At 38.8% G+C, this 25,120-nt stretch carries 27 protein-coding genes; 9 read left to right on the top strand and 18 right to left on the bottom strand.

What is annotated here, in order from left to right:
* Window positions 1-12: 12 nt before the first annotated feature.
* From rocD to BUA53_RS13395, 6 genes are all read right to left on the bottom strand, one after another.
* The gene (rocD, locus tag BUA53_RS13370; protein WP_072835889.1) at window positions 13-1,248 is read right to left on the bottom strand and encodes an ornithine--oxo-acid transaminase; all 1,236 of its coding nucleotides are present in this window, start codon (window positions 1,246-1,248) and stop codon (window positions 13-15) included.
* Between the two features lie 261 nt (window positions 1,249-1,509).
* A complete protein-coding gene (gene queD / locus BUA53_RS13375; RefSeq protein WP_072835890.1) occupies window positions 1,510-1,866 on the bottom strand; it encodes a 6-carboxytetrahydropterin synthase QueD in 357 nt (118 codons plus the stop codon).
* 45 nt (window positions 1,867-1,911) lie between these two features.
* Window positions 1,912-2,727, bottom strand: a complete 816-nt coding sequence (ispE, locus tag BUA53_RS13380) for a 4-(cytidine 5'-diphospho)-2-C-methyl-D-erythritol kinase (protein ID WP_072835891.1) — start codon at window positions 2,725-2,727, stop codon at window positions 1,912-1,914.
* A gap of 19 nt (window positions 2,728-2,746) precedes the next feature.
* Window positions 2,747-3,349 (bottom strand): bifunctional nuclease family protein, encoded by a 603-nt coding sequence (locus BUA53_RS13385; protein ID WP_072835892.1) that lies wholly within the window; start codon window positions 3,347-3,349, stop codon window positions 2,747-2,749.
* Between the two features lie 195 nt (window positions 3,350-3,544).
* Complete coding sequence (locus tag BUA53_RS13390) at window positions 3,545-4,510, bottom strand: electron transfer flavoprotein subunit alpha/FixB family protein (RefSeq protein ID WP_072835893.1); 966 nt, start codon at window positions 4,508-4,510, stop codon at window positions 3,545-3,547.
* A 64-nt stretch (window positions 4,511-4,574) separates the two neighbouring features.
* Window positions 4,575-5,318, bottom strand: coding sequence for an electron transfer flavoprotein subunit beta/FixA family protein (locus BUA53_RS13395; protein ID WP_072835894.1), 744 nt, complete (start codon window positions 5,316-5,318; stop codon window positions 4,575-4,577).
* Window positions 5,319-5,415: 97 nt separating this feature from the next.
* Between BUA53_RS13395 and BUA53_RS13400 the strand changes: the two genes are divergently transcribed.
* Both BUA53_RS13400 and tilS read left to right on the top strand, forming a co-directional pair.
* Entirely contained in the window at window positions 5,416-5,727 is a 312-nt protein-coding gene (locus BUA53_RS13400) for a tetratricopeptide repeat protein (RefSeq protein ID WP_072835895.1), read from the top strand.
* 17 nt (window positions 5,728-5,744) lie between these two features.
* Entirely contained in the window at window positions 5,745-7,076 is a 1,332-nt protein-coding gene (gene tilS, locus BUA53_RS13405) for a tRNA lysidine(34) synthetase TilS (protein ID WP_072835896.1), read from the top strand.
* Here tilS and BUA53_RS13410 read toward each other — a convergent pair.
* The 7 genes from BUA53_RS13410 to BUA53_RS13445 form a co-directional block, all read right to left on the bottom strand.
* Window positions 7,057-7,713, bottom strand: coding sequence for a rhomboid family intramembrane serine protease (locus BUA53_RS13410; RefSeq protein WP_072835897.1), 657 nt, complete (start codon window positions 7,711-7,713; stop codon window positions 7,057-7,059). The two genes, tilS and BUA53_RS13410, sit on opposite strands and share 20 nt — an antisense overlap.
* A 76-nt stretch (window positions 7,714-7,789) precedes the next feature.
* Complete coding sequence (locus BUA53_RS13415; protein WP_072835898.1) at window positions 7,790-8,263, bottom strand: 23S rRNA (pseudouridine(1915)-N(3))-methyltransferase RlmH; 474 nt, start codon at window positions 8,261-8,263, stop codon at window positions 7,790-7,792.
* A gap of 80 nt (window positions 8,264-8,343) precedes the next feature.
* On the bottom strand, window positions 8,344-8,601 hold the full coding sequence (locus BUA53_RS13420) for a hypothetical protein (RefSeq protein ID WP_139256436.1): 258 nt from the start codon (window positions 8,599-8,601) through the stop codon (window positions 8,344-8,346).
* Window positions 8,602-8,865: 264 nt separating this feature from the next.
* Window positions 8,866-10,224 (bottom strand): glycosyltransferase, encoded by a 1,359-nt coding sequence (locus tag BUA53_RS13425; RefSeq protein WP_072835900.1) that lies wholly within the window; start codon window positions 10,222-10,224, stop codon window positions 8,866-8,868.
* 745 nt (window positions 10,225-10,969) lie between these two features.
* The gene (locus tag BUA53_RS13435; RefSeq protein ID WP_072835902.1) at window positions 10,970-11,593 is read right to left on the bottom strand and encodes a c-type cytochrome; all 624 of its coding nucleotides are present in this window, start codon (window positions 11,591-11,593) and stop codon (window positions 10,970-10,972) included.
* 14 nt (window positions 11,594-11,607) lie between these two features.
* Window positions 11,608-12,288, bottom strand: a complete 681-nt coding sequence (locus BUA53_RS13440; protein WP_072835903.1) for a hemerythrin domain-containing protein — start codon at window positions 12,286-12,288, stop codon at window positions 11,608-11,610.
* Between the two features lie 41 nt (window positions 12,289-12,329).
* Window positions 12,330-13,091, bottom strand: coding sequence for a hypothetical protein (locus BUA53_RS13445; protein WP_072835904.1), 762 nt, complete (start codon window positions 13,089-13,091; stop codon window positions 12,330-12,332).
* A gap of 199 nt (window positions 13,092-13,290) precedes the next feature.
* Here BUA53_RS13445 and BUA53_RS13450 point away from each other — a divergent pair, with 199 nt between their 5' ends.
* Window positions 13,291-16,398, top strand: a complete 3,108-nt coding sequence (locus BUA53_RS13450; protein WP_072835905.1) for a ligand-binding sensor domain-containing protein — start codon at window positions 13,291-13,293, stop codon at window positions 16,396-16,398.
* A 42-nt stretch (window positions 16,399-16,440) separates the two neighbouring features.
* Here the strand turns inward: BUA53_RS13450 and BUA53_RS13455 are convergent, their stop codons facing one another.
* From BUA53_RS13455 to BUA53_RS13470, 4 genes are all read right to left on the bottom strand, one after another.
* Complete coding sequence (locus BUA53_RS13455; RefSeq protein WP_072835906.1) at window positions 16,441-17,220, bottom strand: LytR/AlgR family response regulator transcription factor; 780 nt, start codon at window positions 17,218-17,220, stop codon at window positions 16,441-16,443.
* A complete protein-coding gene (locus BUA53_RS13460; protein WP_072835907.1) occupies window positions 17,217-18,308 on the bottom strand; it encodes a sensor histidine kinase in 1,092 nt (363 codons plus the stop codon). The genes BUA53_RS13455 and BUA53_RS13460 overlap by 4 nt, the downstream gene beginning before the upstream one ends.
* Window positions 18,305-19,372: a sensor histidine kinase gene (locus BUA53_RS13465; RefSeq protein ID WP_072835908.1), complete on the bottom strand. Its 1,068-nt coding sequence runs from the start codon at window positions 19,370-19,372 to the stop codon at window positions 18,305-18,307. The genes BUA53_RS13460 and BUA53_RS13465 overlap by 4 nt, the downstream gene beginning before the upstream one ends.
* 180 nt (window positions 19,373-19,552) lie before the next feature.
* Window positions 19,553-20,830 carry an MFS transporter gene (locus BUA53_RS13470; RefSeq protein ID WP_072835909.1) on the bottom strand — a complete coding sequence of 426 codons (1,278 nt, stop codon included), beginning with the start codon at window positions 20,828-20,830 and terminating at the stop codon, window positions 19,553-19,555.
* Window positions 20,831-20,844: 14 nt separating this feature from the next.
* Between BUA53_RS13470 and BUA53_RS21450 the strand changes: the two genes are divergently transcribed.
* The 5 genes from BUA53_RS21450 (at window position 20,845) to BUA53_RS13490 (ending at window position 23,106) form a co-directional block, all read left to right on the top strand.
* A complete protein-coding gene (locus BUA53_RS21450) occupies window positions 20,845-20,994 on the top strand; it encodes a hypothetical protein (protein WP_217652996.1) in 150 nt (49 codons plus the stop codon).
* A 32-nt stretch (window positions 20,995-21,026) separates the two neighbouring features.
* Window positions 21,027-21,827 (top strand): S1/P1 nuclease, encoded by an 801-nt coding sequence (locus BUA53_RS13475; RefSeq protein WP_072835910.1) that lies wholly within the window; start codon window positions 21,027-21,029, stop codon window positions 21,825-21,827.
* 10 nt (window positions 21,828-21,837) lie between these two features.
* The gene (locus BUA53_RS13480; RefSeq protein WP_072835911.1) at window positions 21,838-22,251 is read left to right on the top strand and encodes an ASCH domain-containing protein; all 414 of its coding nucleotides are present in this window, start codon (window positions 21,838-21,840) and stop codon (window positions 22,249-22,251) included.
* Window positions 22,252-22,338: 87 nt separating this feature from the next.
* Window positions 22,339-22,902, top strand: a complete 564-nt coding sequence (locus BUA53_RS13485; protein ID WP_175546079.1) for a porin family protein — start codon at window positions 22,339-22,341, stop codon at window positions 22,900-22,902.
* An 18-nt stretch (window positions 22,903-22,920) separates the two neighbouring features.
* Window positions 22,921-23,106 (top strand): hypothetical protein, encoded by a 186-nt coding sequence (locus tag BUA53_RS13490; protein ID WP_072835913.1) that lies wholly within the window; start codon window positions 22,921-22,923, stop codon window positions 23,104-23,106.
* A 23-nt stretch (window positions 23,107-23,129) separates the two neighbouring features.
* Here the strand turns inward: BUA53_RS13490 and BUA53_RS13495 are convergent, their stop codons facing one another.
* Window positions 23,130-23,342 carry a hypothetical protein gene (locus BUA53_RS13495; RefSeq protein WP_139256438.1) on the bottom strand — a complete coding sequence of 71 codons (213 nt, stop codon included), beginning with the start codon at window positions 23,340-23,342 and terminating at the stop codon, window positions 23,130-23,132.
* Window positions 23,343-24,023: 681 nt separating this feature from the next.
* On the opposite strand from BUA53_RS13495, the gene BUA53_RS13500 reads away from it, so the two are divergent.
* Window positions 24,024-25,070, top strand: coding sequence for a Gfo/Idh/MocA family oxidoreductase (locus BUA53_RS13500; RefSeq protein ID WP_072835915.1), 1,047 nt, complete (start codon window positions 24,024-24,026; stop codon window positions 25,068-25,070).
* Window positions 25,071-25,120 lie beyond the last annotated feature (50 nt).

A 25,120-nucleotide genomic window follows, 5' to 3' on the forward strand; every position in this document is an offset into this window, starting at 1 on the left:
ATAAGGGTAGCTTCAGTCCAAGATTAATAAACTTTTGCGGATTATTTCTATACAATCATCAATTTGTTCCATGTTAATGGTCAATGGGGGGGCCATTCTTATTTTATCACCATGGGTAGGTTTGGCGAGCAATCCATTATTTTTTAGTTCTAAACACAATTCCCATGCGGCATTTTTGTCTTTGTGTTTTACAATTATAGCATTCAACAACCCCTTTCCCCTAATTTTCTCGATATGAGGACTTTGCAATTCTTGTATCTTTTTTCTAAAATAGTCGCCCATAACAGAAGCGTTTTCTGAAAGGTTTTCATTCTGCAATACTTCTAATGAAGCGATAGCTACCTTACATGCAAGGGGGTTTCCACCATATGTTGAACCATGTTCACCTGGCTTGATCGTTAACATGATCTCATCATTGGCTAATACGGCACTAACAGGTAAACAGCCACCACTTAAAGCTTTTCCTAAAATCAATATATCAGGGTGAACATCTTCATGATCGCAGGCAAGCATCCTGCCTGTCCGGCATAAGCCTGTTTGAATTTCATCTGCAATAAATAGAACATTGGCATTTTTACACAATTCGTAGGCACTTCTTAGATATCCTTCATCGGGAACCAATACTCCTGCTTCTCCCTGTATAGGTTCAACTAAAAAACCTGCAATAGAATCATCTTTCAATACAGCAGCTAAAGTATCCAGGTCATTATAGGGAATTTGTATGAAGCCAGGCATGAAAGGACCAAAGTTATCTTTGGCAGAGGGGTCTGTGCTAAAGGAAATTACTCCTGATGTACGGCCATGAAAGTTTCCTTCACAAACAATGATCCTGGCTTGTTGGTCATTAATTCTCTTAACTAAGTAGCCCCAATGCCTTGCAAGCTTGATCGCGGTTTCTACGGCTTCAACACCGGTATTCATTGGAAGGACCTTATCGTAATTGAAAAGCCTGGTAATATAACTTGAGTATTCACCAAGAAGATCATTGTGAAAAGCCCTGCTGGTCAATGTCAGGCGCTGCGCCTGTTCTACCAGGGCTTTAACAATCGCCGGATGGCAATGTCCCTGGTTTACAGCAGAATAACCGCTTAAAAAATCATAATAGCGTTTGTCTTCCACGTCCCAGACAAAAACGTCCTTTCCCCTGGACAAAACCACAGGAAGGGGGTGATAATTATGGGCACTGTATTTTTCTTCTAAATCTAAATAATATTGGGTACTATGTTTTGAAACATTTACTGTTTGCATGGTAATGAAGTTTAAAAATTATAGGGGAAGAGTAACCGTTAGCAACAGTACTACGGTTAGTGATTGAGGAGGTCCAGGTTGGCGGACAAAAAGGAAACCTTGTATTTCATTACATGTATTGTTATATAAAACTAACGAAATCCGGCAGGAAATTCAATTTGTCAAACCTTCTGGATAATCTAATGGAGCGATATGGAAAGAAAATTATTGCAGCAATGAATCAAAAGAGGTTATACTTTAATAGGTAAAAACTCAGAAAGATTAATCCCCATAGTAAATGACCCCGGTAGTAGGCGTTTCGTAGAGTTCAATTTTGAATAAAAGCGGAAGTAATGGTTTGATTTGTGTCCAGATCCAGGAAGTGATATTTTCAGCTGTGGGATTTTCCAGGCCTTTTATATCATTGATCAACTGGTGATCCAACTGGTCAATAACACCAGAAAGAGCATCTTTTAATTCCTTGAAATCCATGATCCAGCCAAGTTGGGGATCAATAGGACCTTTGATAAATACCCGTAATCTATAGGTATGGCCATGCATGTTTTTACATTTATGTCCATCGGGAACATTGGGAAGAAAATGTGCTGAATCGAAAGAAAACTCCTTATAAATTTCCATGCTGTTATTTCTGGCGCAAAAGTAAGTGAAGCGTATAATATGCCTTTATAGGGATTTCATAAAATAGTGGGAGGGGATATCTAATTGAGGTGTAAAGGATTTTTCAAAAAGACCAAAGACGGTTGATCCACTCCCTGTCATTGAGGCATAAATTGCTCCCTTATTATAAAACAGATCCTTTAATTTCTTGATAGCAGGATATTCCATGAATACAGGAACTTCAAAATCATTAAGAACAATATCCTTCCATGTTGAAACAGGAGTGTCAACGATTTGCTTCAAACTAAAGTTGGAAGATCCGGGGTTTATCCTAGAGAAAGCCCATCCTGTATTAATGTGAATACCTGGATTGATGAGTACAATGTTGTAATCAGATAAATCAAGTTGGACGGTTTCCAGTTTTTCACCACGTCCTGTTGCGTAGGCAGGTTTATTAATAATAAAAAAGGGACAGTCGCTGCCGAGTTGCAATGCATATTTCAGCAACTGTTGCGTATCCAGTCCAAGTTTAAATTTTTGATTGATCAATGACAGTGTGAAAGCACCATTAGAACTACCACCTCCTAATCCTGCCCCGGTTGGAATTACTTTATGGAGGTGTATTTGAAGCGGGGGAAGGTCAGGGAAGTCTATTTTTAATAAACTGAATGCTTTATAGCAAATGTTATCCTGGATTGGGCTGTCTATTACCAATCCTGATAATCCCAATTTTGTTTCTGAAGAATGCTGGTTTTGTATGATCTCCAAACCATCGCATAATTGAATAGGATAGAATATTGTTTCCAGGTCATGAAAACCATCATATCTTTTCCCGGTAACACGAAGACCTATATTGATTTTGCAGTTTGGAAACGTGATCACGGGAAGCTGTTAAAGCAGGTTAGTCCTTCTTTCGATTGTTGATCTCATCCCTGATGGCTATGGCCCTTATATAGTCTTCCTGTTCTAAAACCTCATTCAGTAAAGTATTCAGATCTTCAAGACTCATGGACTTTAAGTCTCCTTTACTCCCGGCTTCTTCTTCGGGAGATGAAATGGAAGGAGATTTTTTCTTTTTACCTGTTGTGCCAGGATCTTCCATTAAAATGCCGGCACTTTCCAGGATATGCTCGTAAGTGTAAACCGGGCAACCAAAACGGACAGCTAATGCAAGTGCATCCGAAGTTCTTGAGTCTATCTCTATGGTATCATTATCGGAGGAACAAACCAGCTTAGAATAAAAAATACCCTCCTGGAGGTCTGATATAATAATTTCGTGAAGTTCAATGTTGAATGCAGTCATGAAGTTCTTCATCAGGTCATGTGTAAGAGGTCGGCTGGGCTGCATTTTTTCCAGAGCCACTGCAATAGCCTGGGCCTCAAACCCACCAATAACAATTGGCAATCTACGCAAACCATTTACCTCTCCCAGCACTACAGCATAAGAATGGGTCTGAGTTATACTATGTGATAGTGCCACAATTTCCAATTCAATTTTCTTCATAACTATAAATAAAACAACGCTTTTGCTAAGGTTTGCAAACCTACAGATTTTAAGCCAAAACCTGAAAACTCAGCCTGAACCCGAAACTTACCGTGCAGGACACTTATTCATTACAAAATTATGGTTTCAACTTCCATATTACCATGCGGTACTATCTTTATTAATAAGCTCAATTTCTTAATAAGAAATATCAACTTAAGATTGTCCTTTTAATTTTTTAATGGCGCTCGTCAGTTTAGGAACAATTTCAAAGGCATCGCCCACCACTCCATAGTCTGCGGCTTTAAAGAAGGGCGCCTCAGGGTCCTTGTTGATCACTACTATAACTTTACTTCGGTTAACGCCTGCCAAATGCTGTATGGCACCACTGATACCAACCGCTACATATAAATTAGGAGCTATAGCTATACCAGTTTGACCAACGTGCTCATTATGAGGTCTCCAATGCGCGTCGGCAACAGGGCGGCTACAGGCAAGAGCAGCTCCTAAAGTATCTGCCAGTTCTTCTACCATACCCCAGTTTTCCGGACCTTTAAGGCCTCTTCCCGCACTCACTACTACATCGGCTTCTGTTAAACTGACTTTCCCTGATGTTTTAGTACTATCAATGGTTTTTAGTTTTGGCGATTCCACTATTGCATCAAATGGAATAACCTCTGCTTTTCCCTCACCAGTAATGATGGTAAAAGCGTTTACATTTAATGAAAGAACTTTTATTTCTGTATCAATAGCAACCTGGGCAAATGCCTTTCCTGAAAAAACGGTTTTTCTTACAGTAAATCCATTGGATGTATCAGGCAAGGCATTAACGCCTGCAGCCAGGCCAGCCTTAAGGCGAACAGCTACTCTGGGTGCTAATGCCTTTCCACTACTGTTGTTAGAAAATATAATCACCTTAGCGCCTGATTGCTGCGCTACCTGCGCTATTACTTTTGTATATACCTGTGAATCGAATTGCTGTAATTGTTCATTTTGTACCTGGTAAACTTTTTTCACCCCATGTTCTCCAAGCTTCTCCAGGTCATCATTAACAGTTCCGAGGATAACGGCTTCCGCAGTAGTACCTGTCTGTTCTGCTATTTTAGCACCATAACTCAATGCTTCATGTGAAGCTTTTTTGATGTGTCCATCTATGTGATCAACGAAAATTAAAACACTCATGATTCTTATTTATAGTGAAACCCTTGTATTTCCGGGTTTAATGGATTAATAAACAATTAAAATATCAAATAGCGCGGGCCTCCTCGTGAAGCAATCGGACCAATTCATCAACGTTGTCCGGAGAAACCAGTTTGACACCTTGCTTAGCCGGAGGTAATTGAAATTCAGAGAATTTGGTCAAGGTTTGAACTGGAGAAGGATCCACTACTTTTAATGGTTTAGTGCGGGCAGCCATGATTCCACGCATGTTAGGTATCCTGGCCTCTGCCATTCCTTTTTGGCAACTTAACACAAGAGGGAAGGGACATTCAATGGTTTCCTCGCCACCTTCTATTTCCCTTTTTACTGTCGCAGTTGACCCGTTTACCTGCAGGTTTGTAGCATTGGCAATATATGGTAGATCCAGCACCTCCGCCAGCAAACCACCTACTGCTCCACCATTATAATCAATTGTTTCTTTACCTGTAAGTACCAGGTCATAGTTTCCATTCCTTGCAATTTCTGCTATCAAGGAAGCAACCTGGTAGCTTTCCAATGGCTCGGCATTTATACGTATGGCTTCATCACCACCCAATGCAAGGGCTTTTCTTATGATAGGTTCAGCATCTGCACCTCCAACCGTTACAAGATTGATAATGGTAGAGGGATCTTTCTCCTTTAATTCAATAGCTCTTACAAGGGAATACCATTCGTCATAAGGATTGATGATCCATTGTACGCCAGCTTCGGCGAATTTCGTGTTGTTATCAGTGAAAGCTATTTTTGCTGTGGTGTCAGGTGTCTTACTTATACAGACAAGAATTTTCATATAGCTAATTTAAAGAAAAATTGATTTAGTTGCTTATGCAACTAATACTTTTGCAAATATAGTGCGCAAAGATACCTGAACAAGAATTTGCAATAGCATGAACAGAATAGAAAAATTGAAAGCCTTTTTAATTGAAAATCCCCAGGACAGCTTTGTTCAACATGCATTGGCCCTTGAGTATGTTAAAGAAGGTGATGACGCAGAGGCCCGCCGGTTATTAGAGGAACTCCTGGAAAGAGATGAAAATTACATTGGCAGTTATTATCATTTGGCAAGGTTGCTTGAGAGAAATGATGCTAAAGAGAGTGCCATCAAATGGTATGAGACAGGAATGCTTAAAGCAAAAGAAGCACATGATGATCATGCCTATAACGAATTAAGGGCCGCATATGAAGATCTTGTTTATTAACTCAAATCATCCCTGCTTTGCTCCAGCATTTTAATCAGTATTTCCAGGAAATAGGAATCGACCCAACGTCTTGCCAATTTATTGTTACTATCAGTGGAGGTATAGACTCTATAGTGCTGGCAGATCTTTGCAAGAGATCAGGTTTTCATTTCAGGTTGGCGCATTGCAATTTTCGTCTCAGGAACGAAGAAAGCGATAGGGATGAAGCATTCGTCCGTTCTTTAGCTCAGAAACTGGAAGTGCCTTTAGAGGTGATACATTTTGATACCAGCCAGTTTGCGCAGCAAAATAAGTTGTCTATACAGGAAGCAGCGCGTGTACTCCGCTATCAATGGTTTGATGAATTAAAAAACAGCGGCAGCTTTGATTTTATATTATTGGCGCACCATGCCGATGACAATATCGAAACAGCGTTAATGAATTTTTTCAGGGGAACAGGTTTGAAAGGTTTGACAGCTATACCGGGGGGAACTAAAGAAGAAAAACGTTTATTGAGGCCGTTGCTTACTATTCGAAGAAAGGAAATTATTGAATATGCGCATGAGCAGGGTTTGACCTGGGTAGAGGATTCATCTAACAGTTCTGTGAAGTATACGCGCAATTATTTCAGGCATGAACTGATTCCCTCTATTCAAAAAGTATTTCCCCAGGTAGAAGAAAACCTTTTAGATAACATTGAACGATTCACTAAAATATATAAGCTGTACCAGCAAATGGTTGCAGATTTAAAAGATAAGATCTGTGAAAAAGGTGAAAATGATATCCGTATTCCCATCAAAAAGCTGGAGAAATACAGTGATACATCTTTGATATATGATATCATAAAAGATTATGGTTTTGGAGAGAAGCAGGTGCCCGATGTTCAAAAGCTTTTGAATGCCACATCCGGAAGGTTTGTTGAAAATGAAAACTTCCAGGTGATCAGGCATAGAAACTGGCTCATTATAGCCTTAAAAACTCCAGTTACTGGGATTATTGCCATCGATAAGGACCAGCAAATGGTTCGGTTTCCCGGAGGCATGTTGGAATTCAACCTACTCTCAGCAGGAAAATTAAAGCTGGAAAATGAGGCGAACATCGCCTTGCTGGATGCGAAACACATAGAATATCCACTTGTACTTAGAAAATGGAAGACAGGGGATTATTTTTATCCACTGGGTATGACCAAAAAGAAAAAGGTTTCCCGTTTTTTTATCGATCAAAAGCTTTCCCGAAATGTAAAAGAAAACACCTGGATTCTTGAATCAGGAAAGAAGATCATCTGGGTGGTAGGAATGCGCATAGATGAAAGGTTCAAAATAATACCAACAACCAGGAATGTGCTGAAGATCAATTTGACCAACCCTTAGATCTTAGGTAAAATTTTACACCGTCTATAAATTCCTGTATGGCATTGAAACCAGCCAGCTTTCCAACAATAATTATAAATAAAACACCATAGATAGCTCCCCAGATATGGGCGCTATGGTTGATATTATCACCTCCGCGTTTATCCAGTAATGCAGATATTAACAAGTATAGAGGACCAAAAATGAAACCCGGAATGATAGGAGGAATAATAAAGAAACCTACTTCCACATAAGGAGCTATCATCAAGCCTGCAAAAACCACGGCGCTGACTGCACCTGAAGCGCCCAGGCTTCTGTAGGAATAGTCATTCTGATGTTTGAAATAGGTAGGAAGTATGGATACCAGCAGGGAAGAAATGTACATGGCCAGGTAAAACCATTTTCCATTGGCTTCGAATATTTCCGTGAATTTGTTCTCCACAAATCTTCCGAAAAGATAGAGCGATAGCATATTGAATATGAGATGTCCGAAATCTGCATGTATCAGACCACAGGTGAAGAAACGGTACCATTGTTTTCTTTGGGTAACTGCTGGTGGGTAAAATATCAGGTCGTCTATGATCTTTTGATTACTGAAGCCTCCAAAAGAAATTAACGATGTTACAATAATAATGATAACGGTTATTGAAAGCTCCATATGCTATAATATGTATGAATGAACCAAACAGGTGCTAAACTAATGCACACCATATCAATCACCAAATATGAAAGGGTCACTTGTGATGGTACTTTTCATTTCTCAATATGGTACAGGCCCTGTAAACCTGCTCGGCAAGTATAAGACGTACCAGTTGATGGGGGAAGGTAAGTTGGGAAAGAGACCATTTCAGATTAGCTCTTTTTATTACTGATTCATCAATACCGAATGCACCACCAATGAGGAATACAATGTTTTTGGTGCTTTCTGTTGCCCTCTGCTGGATAAAATTGGCAAGGCCTTCTGAGGTCATTTCCTTTCCTCTTTCATCCAGGGCTACAAGGAAATCAGTAGGGCTGATCCATTGTAAAATAATCTCACCTTCTTTTTTCTTCAGATCCATCTCTGACAGCATGCCGGCATTCTTTGGAACAGGAATAATGGTCCATTCAACGGGAAAATATTTAGATATGCGTTTGGTGAATTCGGAAATTCCTTCCTTCACATATGTATCATTTGACTTACCTATCGACCAAAGGGAAATCTTCATGGCGCTGCTTTATTAGCAAAGAACGGAAAACAGCAGGAATAGAGTAGAGCGACTTGGAAATATTACCTATCAATCGTGTATCAGGGTGCAGCACTCAAACCATTTTTGGGAAGGCAGTTACTGTAATTGATATCCTCAATTACCTGGTCTATCAGGTCCCTGTTTAAAGTTCCTTCAACTTTCCAACTACCGGAAGATTGACTTGCAGATAACCTTGGAGGCACAATTTCACGGCTTGGATTTTCAGCAGGATTTAATATCAATTGGTCATTTTCTTCAAATACCTGGTAGCCTACCGGGTTTCCATCTACAAATAAAACAGTTGAGAAAAGTAACATAAGGGTATTTTCAATTAGCATGTTATAATCGAATATTGTACCCAAGCAGTTATAAAATAGATTTAGCAAGGCAAAAGGAATGAATTAAGTGTTTCGACGTAAGAAGTTGTATAACATTTAACTAAAAACAAATTGAACATTAGAATATGCTCCATGGTTATAATTATGGATGGGATTATTTTTCTACAAACAAGTGGCTTTATAAAATTTTATTCTTGTTAATAAAAAATCAACCGGTTACCAATGGATAACCGGTTGCATTTATCAATATATGGATTCTTCCAGGGTTTGCTTTGCCTGTAATTGTCTTTTGGATCTTCTGAGCAGGGACGCAACATGATCGGCAAACAAGCTGTTGGGTTCATATTCATTGAATTCCTTATTAAGCTGGCTTACATTGGTTGCATAGACCGGGTTTTCGAATATTTCTTCCACGGCCTTTTGCAATTGCGCGGCAGTTGGATTTTCTGTCTTAAGGTTTATTCCTAATTTAAAATAACCTACCCTGGAGTTGATCTCATTCTTCCCTTCATGTACTCCTGCTACTACCAGTGGCAACTCATTTTGAATTGAAAGCAAAACACCCCCATAGCCACCATTGGTAATGTACACATCTGCATAAGGCATCACATCTTCAAAGGGGATAAAATCTTCTATAATTATATTAGGCTCAGGATAACTGATTTTTAATTTTTCGGTTTGCGAGCCTCCAGTAGTTGCAACAACCAGAACGTCTGTGTTCTTAAATGCTTCAAGAGTAGGTACCAGGATTTTTTCTACATCTGTTTCCACAGTTCCCTGCGTCACAAGGACCACCCGGCTGTATTGATTTAATTTTTCATCAAACCAGCTCTGCCTTTCTTTTTTTGGATGGTAAGGAAGTAACGGCCCGATAAAATGAATGTGTTTGCTTAGATCACTGCGTTTATATTCAAAACCCGGAGTACCGCTTTGTACAACTATGGTTGATTTTTTAATAAGGATATCAAACAAGTTGGAACCACCTGTATCAATTCCATATTTGCCAAGAATTTCTGTCATTACACGGGTGGGTTTGGCAAATAAGACCTTATCAGCAATGAAGCGGAGTACATCCTGTTTTCTTTTACCAAAAAAACCAGTAGAAGGTGTCAATCCTAACCCGGCTGGAGGCAGATCCCTTGAAGTTTCCGTTAAAGGAATAATGTCAACCCCAATCACAGGAATGCCCATCTTTTCCCTTACAAAAGGGATTCCACCAAAGGTTATATCGGCCACCATAACTTCAAACTCGAATTCTTCATAAATGTCCAATATGTCTTCATAATATTCCGGGCTTCTAAGAATGAAAACATTGATCATATCATGCTTAAGCTTGGCAACCTGTCCTTTATATTTTTTTCTATCGGGGAATACAGCATCAATATCCGGCATTGAAGCAAAGTCCAATGCTTTCTTTAAGCCATAAAATGGTATGCCCAGTTTGTTTATCTTCTGTTCATACTTTTTTGAAGTGTACCAGCGTACATCACAACCCAGGCTTTTTAAATGCATGGCCAGACCGGTTAAAGGATTAAAATGACCGTCGCCAGGAAAATTGGCAAATAATACCTTGCTGCCAGGAAGTATGGAATCAATGTTCATGATCAGGTTATTAAAAATTATTTGATGTATTTAAAATGACACAGCGAAGCTAAATGCGGCTGAAAGCAAATTCAACCCTGTATTGTATGAATTGTTGCATGCGGTTCATGAAATGTGATTGTATTATTTTAACACAAATCATTACTGTAATTAAGCACTTCATACACCTTCCAATTGCAAGCTGGGATCGATGGTCATAGCTTGTTCAAAATTTAATAAAGGGGAGAAGAATAATTCAGTAAACCATTCGACATGCACACCAGAATACTTTTAACCCTATCATTGATTTTGACTTTTCTACTCTGCGTTGTGCTACTGCATGCTGGCACCAGTAAAAAAATTTATTGCGCTAACAATAATTTCAAGCTACAGGAAGGGACCCAGGAGATTCTGGCTACTGCTGATTTTAAAGCCAATAGGTTCCTGCCATCCTTATTAATTTTCTAGAAATGTCATGTTCTGCCAGGTTAGCCTCTTCATTACATACTTACTACAATAAAACTAATTCATGGAGTGCATCGGGTATTTGTATTCTGGATTTCCCAGTCATCTTCAGCATTGCTGTAAATCAAACGGTTTAATATTTACTGTCGGTAAGTAAGAGAGCGGTTTCCGTTCAATCATTATGGAGAGGTAGTAAGTCAAATGGAATATAATAACCACAACCTGGTATAGAAAATAATCCAAATTAAAAACCCCTCTGTTGATACAGAGGGGTTAACACATGAAAATTGCCCGTATTTATCTAGTTCAGTTTAGCTATTTGGTCAGGTGCTATTGGCCCGGGCACCCTGTTTTGCACTGGCGGTGTTGACTTTAAATAAGCGAAAATGGCCTTCAGGTCATCGTCCGTTGCATTTTTATACATGGCCCATGGCATTGGAGGCAATAGGGGACGTGAATTTTCCAATCCTTTATATTTTCCATGCCTGATAGCATTGATAAATTGTCCCTCGGTCCAGTTGCCTATACCCGTTGCATCTGAGGTCAGGTTAGCAGCAAACGATACACCCCAGGGTCCTACGAAGGTGGTAAGGTTATGACTAAACAGCACCCAGTTTTGCAATTCCTGCGCATTGATCTTCGGCACTGGAATAGTTTCAGGATGACCGGAAAGCATTCTTGCGCTATCTATTTCCGGTCCATGTGCCGTCATGACCTTTGGTGAATGACAATCATTACATCCCATTATTGTCACCAGGTATTGCCCGCGTCTGACCATGTTTTCTTTACTGCCTGCTTCTGTAATTCCTTTCACTTCCACTACACCTTCATTATTAGTGGAAGGAGTTTTATCACTATTACAGGCTATAATGGCTGTGACAGCCAGCAAGCTGATGGTACACAGGACTATCGATACTTTTTTCATTTTATATGATTTTATTAATTTAAAACCACGCTTTCCTGTAAAGATTCCACCAGGTTCTGGAAGCGTTTTTTTGGGTATTCCTGCCTGGCCTTATCAAACAGCGTTTGATAAACAATTGCAGGTGCTGTGCGTTGTACTGACATGAGCCAGGCAGCAGCCTCTTTATTGTTTATACCACGCAACATCCATTTTGAGAAAAAATCCTGGTGCCAGGGCTCAGTTGATTCAACGATCCTGTTTTGTATCTGAAGTATTTCTCCATCTGTGTAATATCTCCAAAGTATGTTATTGATAACATCTTCTTCCTTAGCCATATGTTTCAGGTTGAAGGCAACAAACTCCACGAATATTACATTGAGTTTTCTGCCTGCGATTTCCCTGTCAGCGGCTTTCAATAAATTGTCAAGCTGTTTTACCGCATCAGATAATTGGCTTGCCAATGCAAGGTCAGCCACATGTTCCTGCTCAAAACTATCTACTACTGAGGGCTCATATTGTAAAATAGCAGGAAGAACAAATGTATCTTCCTTGTGGGCATGTTCGTCAAATAACATCACCACTTCCCTTACTTTTTCTAGGGCTGATTCTGATTCAGAGACTGAGGTGAAATCTGCCTGTTGCAATTGTAGTGCAGTATCATATAAGGCTGCCCGAAGACCTTTGTGTATCTGGTTAAAAATATTGAACCTTTCCATGATTAATGTATTTATGGTTAAGTAATAATATATAGTACTTATCAGGAAGCCTGGCGGTACACAAAGCCTTCGAGTGAAATATTAGTAGTACCTGCTTCTTTATTAATTGTCATCCGGGTAGGATAATATCCTGATACTTTAAATTTAGAAGGTTGAGGAATGGTGCGTTGGAAAGAAGAAGTTGCTTTTAAGAAAGCAAGGGTAATCATGGGTTCATAGAATACAACCTGGCCATCATACGATCCATATAAGAATGTTTGAGTGAAGGGAACGCCGTGAAGTTCAGGTGAAGTCACATCAATCCAATGCTTTCCCATCATAGGTACAGGAGGTCCTGCGATGTAGTTGGCGGGCACGTAATCAGTGGAAGGCAGATTTTCCATCTTTGCCATATCTACATAATTCATTACCTCGTTTGGCGCCGTTAAATAAAAATGCATATCAAAATGAGCTGTATCATATACCCCGGCAGGTTCATGTCCCATTGGGTTCCAATTAAGCATAATAAACTTGAAAGGAGTTGCTTCAAGTGCTTTTCCCGGTAATGTGATCAGTATATTGTTTTCGTGTGTATGACCTTCTCCTGATCCAGATTCTCCTACTTGTACGGAGGCCAATGTAGCAGCATCGAGAGTTAAGGTTAGTTTTTCAGGATTTCCCTCGCTATTAAGTTTTAAAGAGCTCCAGGCTTTACCATGGTAAACTTCTGATTCGGGTCCTTTGAAGAAATTGGTATTATCCTTATCTTTTTTGCAGGACACCAGGGCAACAACAATGGTAAATAATGCAATAACTTTTTTCATAAAACTGTTCTTGGTTTGTTTTTATTGTGGTTAATGATTTGTTGGATGTAAAATTCAGTCATGCAGCGATCAAGGAAAAGCGGTTTATGCATGAATTGGACATATGCGGCAATGAGTTGAAACGGCTTTGAATGCACTCAATTCCTTTAATAAAAAGATGAATTGAGTGATTATTGTAATCAATTGCAATTATGTTGGGATGAAATATTCCTGTATAATATTTCTGCGCATTAAATTTGAAATTATAATACTGGCTGCATTGGTAAGATTTGTCAATTCTGTTATTCTGCTTTTGTTCTTAACTGTTACTGCCTATTCCCAGCATGCCAGGCAGTATTCCTTTAAGCATTTTTCTGTTTCCAATGGATTGGCCTCTAATACAGTTAGTGCCACTATCCAGGACGACCAGGGGTATATGTGGTTTGCCACAGTTAATGGCCTTCAACGTTATGATGGCAATGGGTTTATCACTTTTAAATCAAACGAAAAGGATCCCCACGCTATTCCAAGCACTCATATCATAACTCTGTTCCTTGATAATAAAAAACGTCTATGGCTTTATGGTGATAATCAAAAGGTGGGCATTTTTGATACACGCAAATTTATTTTTAAAGAAGTGTCTGTACAGGATAAAAAGCCCTTTTATGATCCTGTATCTTTCAGACAGTTGCCTACTGGGGAATTAATATTAAAAGCTTATGGGCTTTTATATGAGTATAGTGAAAAGGAAAATTTTTTTGCGCCGGCGAGGTTAATTGGCGGATTGCCACATAACTGGGTGCTTAATGATATTTATTGGGATACTGCCAGGAAAAGATACTGGATCAGTTGCGATTCAGGCCTGGTTCAATATGACCCTCAATCTAAGCATGTAAATTATCGTGGTCATAATGTTGATAACGATCCGGTAATAGAGGCTTTCAAAAACCAGCTAAAGCCTTTTGGCGCATTTTCTGACGCACATTCCAACCTTGTATTTGTTTATTGGCCACCGACCCAGGGAGCACCCGAGATCAAACGCTATAATCAAGAAACAAAAAAAACGGAGAGTTTTAAATTATGGTCCCAATTGGGTTACCACGAGATCAATGGTTTCCTCTTGCAACGAAATGGCAGGTTATGGGTATACGGTATGCCATTTTTTATGGAGTGGACAGAAGAAAAGCAACCCTTTATTCTTTTATCCGGTGAAAACCTTGATGAGCCAAAGATCAAGTATGACTATGCTTACCAGGCATTTGAAGACAGGGAAAGCAATATTTGGATTTCTACTGATAATGGAGTTTTCCTTTTTAATCCCGATGCACAGATATTTAATACTTATGGATTAGTGGGCCCGGGAGACAAGGCCACAAAAGAGAGGCCTGTACAGGCAGTGATCCAGTTAAAGGATGACCGGATCTTTGTGGGTACCTGGGGCTCTAGTGGAATATATTGTTTTGACAAGAATTTCAACCCTATTCCCTTGCCTTCTTGCATGAAGGAAAAAGGAAAATACTATACGGTCTGGGATATGGCTGTAAATAGTAAAACAGGTGAATTATGGATCACCCTGCAGGCAGGGGGGCTGGTGATCTACAATCCTAAAACCAATAAGCTCTTTGAGTCTTACCCGGAAATATTTAGCAAATCAACCATCAGGCAGATAGATGAAGACACATCAGGTAATATGTGGTTCGGCACTCAAAATGGCAAAGTCATTAAATGGGATATAGACAAAGCCAATGGGGATCCATCCAAAGGATATGAGTTGGTATGCCAGACTACTATGGTCTATAAAGTGCATTTCGATTACCAGGGTTTTATCTGGGTAGGTACCTTCGGAGATGGTCTTTTAAAGATTGATACCAGGACAAAAAGAATCGTCAAACGGTTTACCAAAGAAAGTGTTGAGGGAGAAAGAATATTTAACAATTTTCCTTCCGACATGACTTACTATAATGACACAACATTGATAGTGACAGGGGGGGCTATTAATATCGTGAATACCCGCACGAATAAAGTTAGTTTTCTTAGTGATGTTGACGGACTTCCTTCTAACACTGCAGAATCAATCGAAAAGGACGACAATGGAATTCTTTGGGTGGGAATGACCAATGGAATTTGTAGGGTAAATCTTTCCAAAAAGCTGATCAGCTATTATGACAGGAGGGATGGTATTGCTTATGATAAATTTGCAAAAACGGGTGTGCAGGAGTTAAATGACGGTCGTTTGGTATTTTTTACCGATCATAATTTCCTGGTGTTTAACCCTTCCATTTTTACGCAGCGTAATAAACCTTATAAGCCCTATCTCACCTCTTTTATGTTGGGAGGAAAAGCGCTGTCAATGGATTCGCTTTCGAAAGCCGGCAAAGTGATCCTGAATTATGATAATACCTCCATAGGCATCAATTTCAGTGCTTTAAGCTATTTACAACAAACAAAGCTGCACTATTACTACAGGCTTGAGGGTGCTGATAAGGATTGGATACATGCTGATAAGCCTTCGGAAGCATTGTATAATTACCTGGCGCCGGGAAGTTATACATTCCAGGTAAAAACAGAAAATACGGATGGTATTACGAGCAGCGAGATCGCTTCTTTTTTAATTATCGTAAGGCCGCCATTCTGGAGTACCTGGTGGTTTTATGGGTTGGTGATCTTATTGATCATTACCATTCTCTATGTTCTTGATAAGGAAAGGATCAATAAAAGGGCCTCATTAAGGCAAATGCGGAGGCAAATTGCAGGAAACCTTCACCAGGAGATCAGCCGAACACTGAATAATATTAATGTATTGAGTGAGATCGCTAAGATCAAGGCTGATAAGAACATAGAGCAATCAAAAGATTTCATCACACAAATAAGTTCCAAGAGCAGGTATATGATGGAGGCTATGGATGATATGTTGTGGAGCATAGATCCGCAGAATGACAGCATGAAAAAAACTATCCTGCGTATCAAGGAGTTGACAGAAGGGTTACGATCTTCTTATGATGTTGATATAGACCTGATCGTAGATCATAAAGTGCAGCTGTTGGAATTGGACATGAAATTTCGGCATGATATATTTTTCTTCTATAAAGAAGCATTGACCTATATGCTTGAGAATATTTGTTGCAACCAGATTTTTGTGAACATCAACCAGGTAAAGTCTAAAATGATGGTAGAAATTCTCTCAGAATGTGATGAGTCAACAGCTGATTTTAAAAGCCGGTTTCAAAAAGCCATGCATAAACGATCAGAGAATCTTTCAGCAAATATGGAAGTCACTACAGACAATAAAAGCATTTCAGTGGTTTTGTTGGTTAACTTAAAAAGCTGAGTTTTTTTATTGCCCCAGCTTTTTAAATATTTTCGGGAGATTCTATTTACCTAGCCAGTTTTTAAACTCAGTTACTTTCTCACGGCTAACGATTGCTTCTTTATCTGTTTCAGGTTTTAATTGTAGCATCAAGCGGTTTCCAAAATAATCATGGATCTGTGCTACACTATTTACCGAAATAAAAAATGAACGGCTGATGCGGAAATATTTATCGGGATCCAACATTTCATTTAATTCATCCATGGTATAATCCACCACAAACTTTTTATTATCCAATGTTTTAAAAAAATTCAACCTGCCATCACTGAAAAAATAGGCTATATCGTCTACTTCCACCGAAACCAGTTTTTGACCATGTTTGACTAAAAATCTTTTGCGGAATTCTTTTGTCTGTAATTTTTGCTGCAATTCCTTTACAAGATCTTCAATCAATACTTTAGGTGTAGATACATCCGAAGTATACATTTTTTTCATTTCCCTGTATTTTTCCAGTGCGGCTTGCAGGTCTTCTTTCTGTACAGGTTTTAATAAATAATCTACGCTGTTCACCTTAAATGCTTTCAAAGCAAATTCATCATAAGAAGTAATAAATATTACGGGGCTTTTTACCTGGACATGATTGAATATTTCAAAACTCTGACCGTCAGCCAACTCAATATCCATGAGTATCAGGTCAGGAGAAGGATTGTTTTGCAGCCAGTTTACCGTGCTTTTTATACTGTCGGCTTCTCCAACAACGTTGGCAGATTCGTCAACTGTCAATAATGTCTTTTTAAGCTTTTTTACAGCCAGTTCTTCATCTTCTACTATTAGAATATTCATTTCCAAGGTTTTATTATGAATTCATTAGATACTAATTTCTGTTGGGTGATCTTATTCCATATAAGCGGCAGCACCACGCTAAAACTTGTTTTGTCTTCCAACACCTGGAATCCTGGCTGGCTTAGTAGTTCATATTTGTTCCGGATATTTTCCAATCCTATTTTGTTGGAAGGGCCCTTTATGGACCGGGTTTGAAGCGTGTTACTTACTACAAGTTTATTTCCTGTTGTAGTAAATATATCTATGACAAGGGGCTTGTTTTTTGAGAGCACATTGTGTTTGACTGCATTTTCCAGCAATAATTGTAAAGAAAGAGATGGCAAAAGGTACTGGTCATATTTTTTATCAATTTCTATCTCCAGTTGAACCGCATCTCCATGCCTTGTTTTCAATAATTGGTAATACGATTCAATAAAGCGTATCTCTGTCTGCAAAGTGCTTAAGCCATCCTCATTGTTTCTAAGCAAGTATCTATACACCTTACTTAATTCATTTAAAAAAACCTCTGCCTGTTTCCTGTCCTCAGAAATAAGTGATGACAATGTGTTGAAACAATTGAACAGGAAATGGGGATTGACCTGGCTTTTAAGTGTTTCAAATTCCTGCAGTATGGTAAGTTGTTCCAGCTTTTCCTTTTCAACCACCAATAATTTCCATTGGTTGAATGTATAATTAGCCTCCCACATAGAGGTAGACATAAGCGTAAGCCCCAGGCTACAATAAACTGCAAAACCCAATTTCTGAAGGTTTAATTCATAACCAAGGAAATGCAGTGAATCAAAAAAAGTGAAAATGAAAATAAAGGCTAACGTTCGGATTAAAAAATGTGATAGTCCTAATATGGCCAGGCGCCGTGGCGTTTGCCTGATATCAGGAAATTCCTCTCTCAGTCGGTTCATTAATGCTATTTGAAGATACCAGGAAACGCAACCAATGAAATAGATCAATGGAAACGAAAAGAGCCAGACTTTCACATCTGTAAATGCCCTTGAACCAAACAAAAGGTTATTCAAAAGAAGACATATAAAGGGCATCATTATAAAAAATGATGTCCATTCAGTCCTCGTTGGTTTGATCCATTTGATCATGCTTCAGTTAATTCTTTAGTTTTCAATAAAGGCAGTTGAATGGTTCTATAGGTTGGAGTTTCTGTAATTTGGACTTCCTTTTGGCAAAGCAGTTTGAACTTATTGGAAATGTTTTCAATTCCTTCGTCAAAACAATCACTACAATTTAATTTTAGTTGTACCGTGTTTTTGATCACCAGTTCATTAGGCCCTTTGCTGCTGATCTCAATTAACAGGGGATTTGATTTACTTGACTCGTTGAATGTTAGAATATTTTCAAAAAGCATTTGCAATGTAAGCGGCGGCAAATATTGTTCGTATTGTTCTGTATCTATGGAAATTGCCAGCTGCAACCCCTCGGCATACCGGGCCTTTAATAAAAAATAATAGGACCTGATAAAGGTAATTTCAGTTTGCAGGCTCACCAATTGCTCTTCATTATTACGAAGTAAATAGCGGTAAACCTTGCTCATATGATCAAGAAAATCTTCTGCTTTGTCTGCATCTTCATGTATAAGGCTGGATAAGGTGTTTAGACCATTAAAAAGGAAATGCGGATTCATCTGGCTTTTTAATCCCAGCAATTGGCTTTGCATGTATTCTTTTTTGAGTTGCTCTGTTTCGTATAAGGTTACCCGGTAACTTTCATATCGCGAAACACCTTCGTTCAAAAAAGTGAGGAATACATTCATTACAGCAAACGTCAAAAAGCATTTGCCAAAGTTTGATTCATCATAGGAGTAACCCATAAAATGAAACAGGTCATAGGCGCGGCATAGTACAGACAGGTAAACCCCTGTTAATAATACAAATACAGTTATGGTCAAAAACAATCTTCTGTAAACTTCGTGTGCATTTGGGAAGCGGTTGCGAAGGGATACTGCTATTTGTCCATATATAAAAAACGCTAAACACAATACAATAAATGTGACAAGTGTGGCCCAGGCAAAAACCCGCAATTCGCTGAAATAAACTGAGCCAAATAAAAAATAATTCATAAGTATGGCCATAGGAAACATGGTGAGCACCATGATATGCAGTTCCTTGCTATTATATTTTTCAAACTTTATATAACCAGCCATCATTTTAAAGTTAAGGCCTTTAATTGCTCAGTTCAGGGAGCAGGAGGTTATTTGAAATTTACTGGGTATGAATTGAGCAAAACCCTGTATGAATTGCATAAATATAAATCATAATAATAGACTTTTGACAGGCATCCTGAATTGAAAGTTTATTGCAATTAAACCTTCCCGTTACAAACACAATCAATCATTTAACCGTGAATTAGTTTTAGTGTCCTGCATTGTCAGGTATACAATCAATGAAACCAGGATGCAAAACGATACATACCAATAGAAATAAGATTCATTTCCCCGGTTTTTGAACCAAAGAGCTATGTATTCTGCAGTGCCGCCAAATATGGCCGTAGTAACAGCATAGGGCAGACCCACACCAAGGGTCCTGATGGCAGAAGGATACAATTCAGCTTTCACTATAGCATTGATGGAAGTATATCCACTTACGATAAAGAGCCCTGCCATAATGAATATAAAGGCACCAGGAGCAGTAGTAGCCCTGCTCAAGCCAGATAACAGGGGCACGGTTAGTATAGAACCCATGATACCAAATCCTAACAGTAAAGGTTTACGTCCCATATGGTCTGATAACAAGCCAAATAGTGGTTGGACTAAAGCAAATACAAATAAGCTCGTGAAAGACACAAGTGTAGATTGTGATTTGGTTAAATGAACTGTATTGACAAGGAATTTTTGCATATAAATGGAATAGGTATAAAATGCCACTGTTCCACCTAACGTCAATCCTATAACAGTCAGGATGGCTTTTGGATGCAGCAGGAGCATTTTGATTGTACCCCTGTCGTTTTCGTGGATGTTGATCTTTTTAAAATGATCAGTTTCCTGCAGGTTATTCCTGATATAAAAAGCAACCACAGAAAGTATGGCGCCAATAAAGAAAGGGATGCGCCATCCCCACTGCAACAGTTGTGATTCCGTAAGTATAAATTGTTGCAATATCAATTGAATCCCCAGGGCTATCAATTGACCGCCGATTAGTGTTACGTATTGAAAGCTGGAATAAAATCCTCTCCTGTGAGATTGGGCCATTTCGCTCAGGTAAGTAGCAGAACTTCCATATTCACCTCCCAGGCTTAAGCCTTGTACCATCCTGGCCAAAACCAATAAAACCGGGGCCGCCACGCCGATGGTATCATAACCAGGAATACAGGCAATAATCAAAGAACCCAATGACATTAATAATACAGAAATAGTCATTGAGGTCTTGCGTCCTTTTTGATCACCTATTGATCCAAACAACCATCCCCCAACAGGTCTCATAAAAAAACCAACCGCAAAAATGCCGGCTGAATTCAATAATTGCGCGGTAGGGCTGGAATGAGGGAAAAAATAGGGAGCGAAATAAATAGAAAATGCTGCATAGGTATACCAGTCATACCATTCTACCAGATTTCCAACAGAGCCTCCAATAATTGCCTTTAACCTATTTGATGATACAACTTCCATTCAGTATATAAACTTTGGCCAAAATAAGATTTATCCAGGTGAAACAAGGAAAGGCTATCAGGGAAATTGAAAAGTACAATGGCCTGTTTATCTTTCACCAGATGAATATAATAAGAGAATATTTATATAATATTAAAGAAGCAGTTGCAGGTAGCTTAGGGTAAACTTTTACTTTTGCACCACTATTCATCTACCTATGCGTAAAAAAATATCAGCCGTACTTCTTTTTATCAGCTTGTTTTGTTATCTGCCTATGAAATCCATGGCCTGGGGTATGTTAGGTCACAGGATCGTTGGAGGCATTGCTGAAAGTTACCTGACAGCTAAAACAAGGTTGGCAATTCGTAATATATTAGGACATGAATCCATTGCGATGGCAAGTAACTGGGCGGACTTTATAAAATCTGATACCAGTTACCGCTATATCAGTCCCTGGCATTATGTAAATTTCGAAAAAGATCTTAGTTATGTTCAAATGCAGGACTACCTGAAAAAGGATACAGCTACGGATGCCTATACAAAATTGAATTTCCTGGTGAAGGAGTTACAAAAAAAGAACCTTCAGAAAGACAAGAAGGTCATGTACCTCAAGTTGCTTATACATATTGCAGAAGACATGAGTCAACCCTTGCATGTGAGCCCTGTAGGGACAACGGGTGGAAATGATATTAAATTGAATTGGTTCAATACACCCTCCAACCTGCATAGGGTCTGGGATGAACACCTTATCGAATACCAGCAGTTAAGCTATACCGAGTATATAAAGGCTATAAATTTTCCAACGGCCACTCAATTGAAAACCTGGAAAAAGCAACCGCTTACTGAATGGTTGTATGATTCTTACAGCCAGGCCCAAAAAATTCAAGCGGAAATTTCAGGCACTAATCCAAGGTTGTCTTATGAATACAACTACAATCATGTGCAGCAACTAAACGAACAATTACTGAAGGGTGGTATTCGCCTTGCTGGTTTGTTGAACCGCATTTTCGATAAATAAGATCCCGCCCATGAAAGTGCTGAGTTTTTTGCAACCCTGGGCCAGTTTAACTGTTATGGGCTTGAAAAAACTGGAAACACGATCCTGGTCTACAAAGCATCGGGGAGATCTTTTGATCCATGCAAGCATGGGCCAGTCTGGAGCATTGCTGGCGCCGGAACCGCCATTTTCAAAATACATTACTGATTTTTCAAAATTACCCTTTGGGGCTATTATTGGGAAAGTACAACTCACCGACGTTATAAAAGTGGAATCATTGCATATGTCCGATGCCGTTATCAACCAATTAACAATGGAAGAAAGGGCTTTTGGGGATTATAGCAATGGTAGATATGTTTGGGTGTTGGAGGAACCTTCGCTATTCAGTAACCCAATTTATATGAAAGGAACTTTAGGATTGTGGAATTATGAGCTGGAGATATAGCAACTCTCTTTTCAGAATTATGGAGAGCAATTTCAAATAATGTCAATGGTATTAAAATTGCTAAAACAATACAAAAAGCAAATAATTATGAATAAAGCCCTTATGTTTTTAGTAGCCAGCCTGGTTTCAGTAGCAAGTATTGCCCAGCGGGGAAATGTTGAGTTGGGAATAAAAGGTGGGGTGAATCTTGCCGGTTATAATGGCAATATTAATAGCAATAGCTCAAGAACCGGTTTTCATGTCGGGGGGCTTATACATATTCACACCTTAAACCCCAGGCTGGCCATTCAACCAGAAATCGTGTTTTCAACACAGGGAGCAAGCTTTAATAATGGAACAGACAAAATAGATTATATCAATATTCCGTTCCTTCTTCAGTATTTAGGCAGAGGTGGACTAAGATTGGAAACGGGACCACAGGTAGGAGCACTCGTGTCGGCAAAATTTGAAGATAACGATGGGATAGAATATGATATTAAGAACCAGATCAAGCAAAGCGATTTGAGTTGGGCTTTTGGATTAGGATTTTTATCGCATACAGGGCTGGGTATCGACGCGAGGTATAACCTGGGGTTAAGCGATATAACCAAGGGCAGGGGAGATGTAAAAAATTCAGTATGGCAATTTGGATTGTTTTACCAGTTTCGCTAATCAAAAAAATTATGTTTTATGATCAAGAATGATAAAAAATCTAATGACAACAGTGAAAACAAATCCACTGAAGATCATATCAATCATGATAAGCACAATCCATTTAAGGATATTGAAGGCAATGAAAATGAAGGGGAACCTACACCGGATGAAGAAGCTAAAGCAGAGCAAGAGCGGAAAGAAACATTAACTGAAAGAGACTAAAGTAGGGTACAGCAAAAAGGAAATTACAAACCCTGGTAACCTCCGCCGTTATCGTCAAAAGAAAATCTTCTGCTTATTCTCTGGCTGAGCTCGTTAAATTTCATCGCAGTAAATTCCATGATCCTGAAGTTATTCATACTGTTTTCCATTTCAGGATAACTGGCTTGTAAAAACTCGGAGATTGTTATTGCCCTGGCGGGTAATACTATTTGTTGCTTGCTGTTTATATTTTTCATAATAATTAAATTCAGGTTAGGGAAACAGGAGAAGTACCAGTGATCCATTAAAATATCCGCGCTGCAGTTGTGATTATTTATTCTGTTGTAAAAATAATAAGGAGGCCATGTCCTTAAAACCGAATCTTACATTCCTTTACAATACCGAAGCATGCAAGTAACACCTGGAACCCTTATTGGCAAAGGATTTTAAGCTATTTTCCTACGATGCCCAATTTCTTTTAGTAAAGGTTTTCAAATAAGGGTTTTAACATAATTTAAATATCCTTGCTAATTGTACAGTTAATTAAAGGATTTGTACAAGCAAAAAAAACCCACTGTAGAAACAGCGGGCGCTAACGATTGCTTGCTATATGAATAGAGAAACTTTAGATCAAATTTGAGAAGGCTAATTCTGAATTTATTAAAACATAAACCTTCTTATTCTTTCTTTACGGTGTAAAAATAAAATAGCAGTAGATGTACACTTGGTCAAATTATGGAAGGAAATACAATGTTGAAGTGGCGGGTCAAAATTTAAAACCATTGCCTGTACTGCATTCCATGGAAAATAATCTACGATGCCCAACCCTGTTATGTATTAATAATAACTTCATTGAATAAAAGGCTGCCCAAGCGTCAAAAAAGATGCTTTCACAGTAAAATATCTGCTATATTCTAATTACAACTTAAAATCAAGAAATGAATCCCATTAGAACTGCTATTCTTTCCTATGGCATGAGTGGAAAGCTCTTCCATGCACCATTCTTGCATGTGCATCCTGGTTTTGAATTATGTGGTGTATGGGAAAGAACTAAGAATGAAGCCATTGAAAAATACCCGGAAATAGTAACCTTCCGCTCCTTAGAAGAACTTCTTTCCGATAATTCGATAGAATTGGTTATTGTTAATACACCAAACATTACTCATTTTGAATATGCCAGGCAGGCTCTTCTGGCAGGTAAGCATGTAATAGTTGAAAAACCATTTACAGTTACAGCTGATGAGGCAGAACAGTTAATTATCCTGGCTAACGAGAAGAAAAAACTGCTATCGGTTTACCACAACCGCCGATTTGATAGTGATTATAAAACGATCAAAAAAGTACTTAACGAAGGGATAATTGGCCATATCAATGAAGCAGAGTTTCATTTTGACAGGTTTAGAAATGAGTTAAGTCCCAAAACTCATAAAGAGGTAGCTGTAAAAGGTACGGGAGCCTTGTACGATCTTGGATCACACCTTATAGACCAGGCACTACAGTTATTTGGTATCCCGGAAGCAGTATTTGCTGATATAAGGATGATCAGAACCAATTCGCAGGTAGATGATTATTTTGAATTGCTATTGTATTATAATGATAAAAGAGTGCGATTAAAAGCCAACTACCTGGTCAGGGAGCCTCTGCCGGGTTATATCATCCATGGATCAAAAGGAAGCTTTATAAAGCAAAGAACAGATGTGCAGGAAAAAGCGCTACTGCAAAATATTTTACCAGAAAGCCCGGGCTGGGGAGTTGAACCAGGAACCGAAAAAGGTTTGCTGCATACAGAAATAAACGGTAAGGTTGTACGGGAGCAGGTAGCTTCGCTTACTGGAAACTATATGGAATATTATAATAGTATTTATGATGCTTTAAGAAACAATAAAGATGCTCCTGTAGCCCCCCTGGATGGCTTGCAAGTGATCCGGGTCATTGAGGCTGCCTTTGAAAGCAATGCCAAAAGATCTGTTGTACCATTGACTTAATATCCTGTATCCATTTCACTCTTTTTTCGTTTCATTCCATCATTTGCAAT

The organism is Flavisolibacter ginsengisoli DSM 18119 (genome assembly GCF_900129295.1).
Lineage (GTDB): Bacteria > Bacteroidota > Bacteroidia > Chitinophagales > Chitinophagaceae > Flavisolibacter > Flavisolibacter ginsengisoli.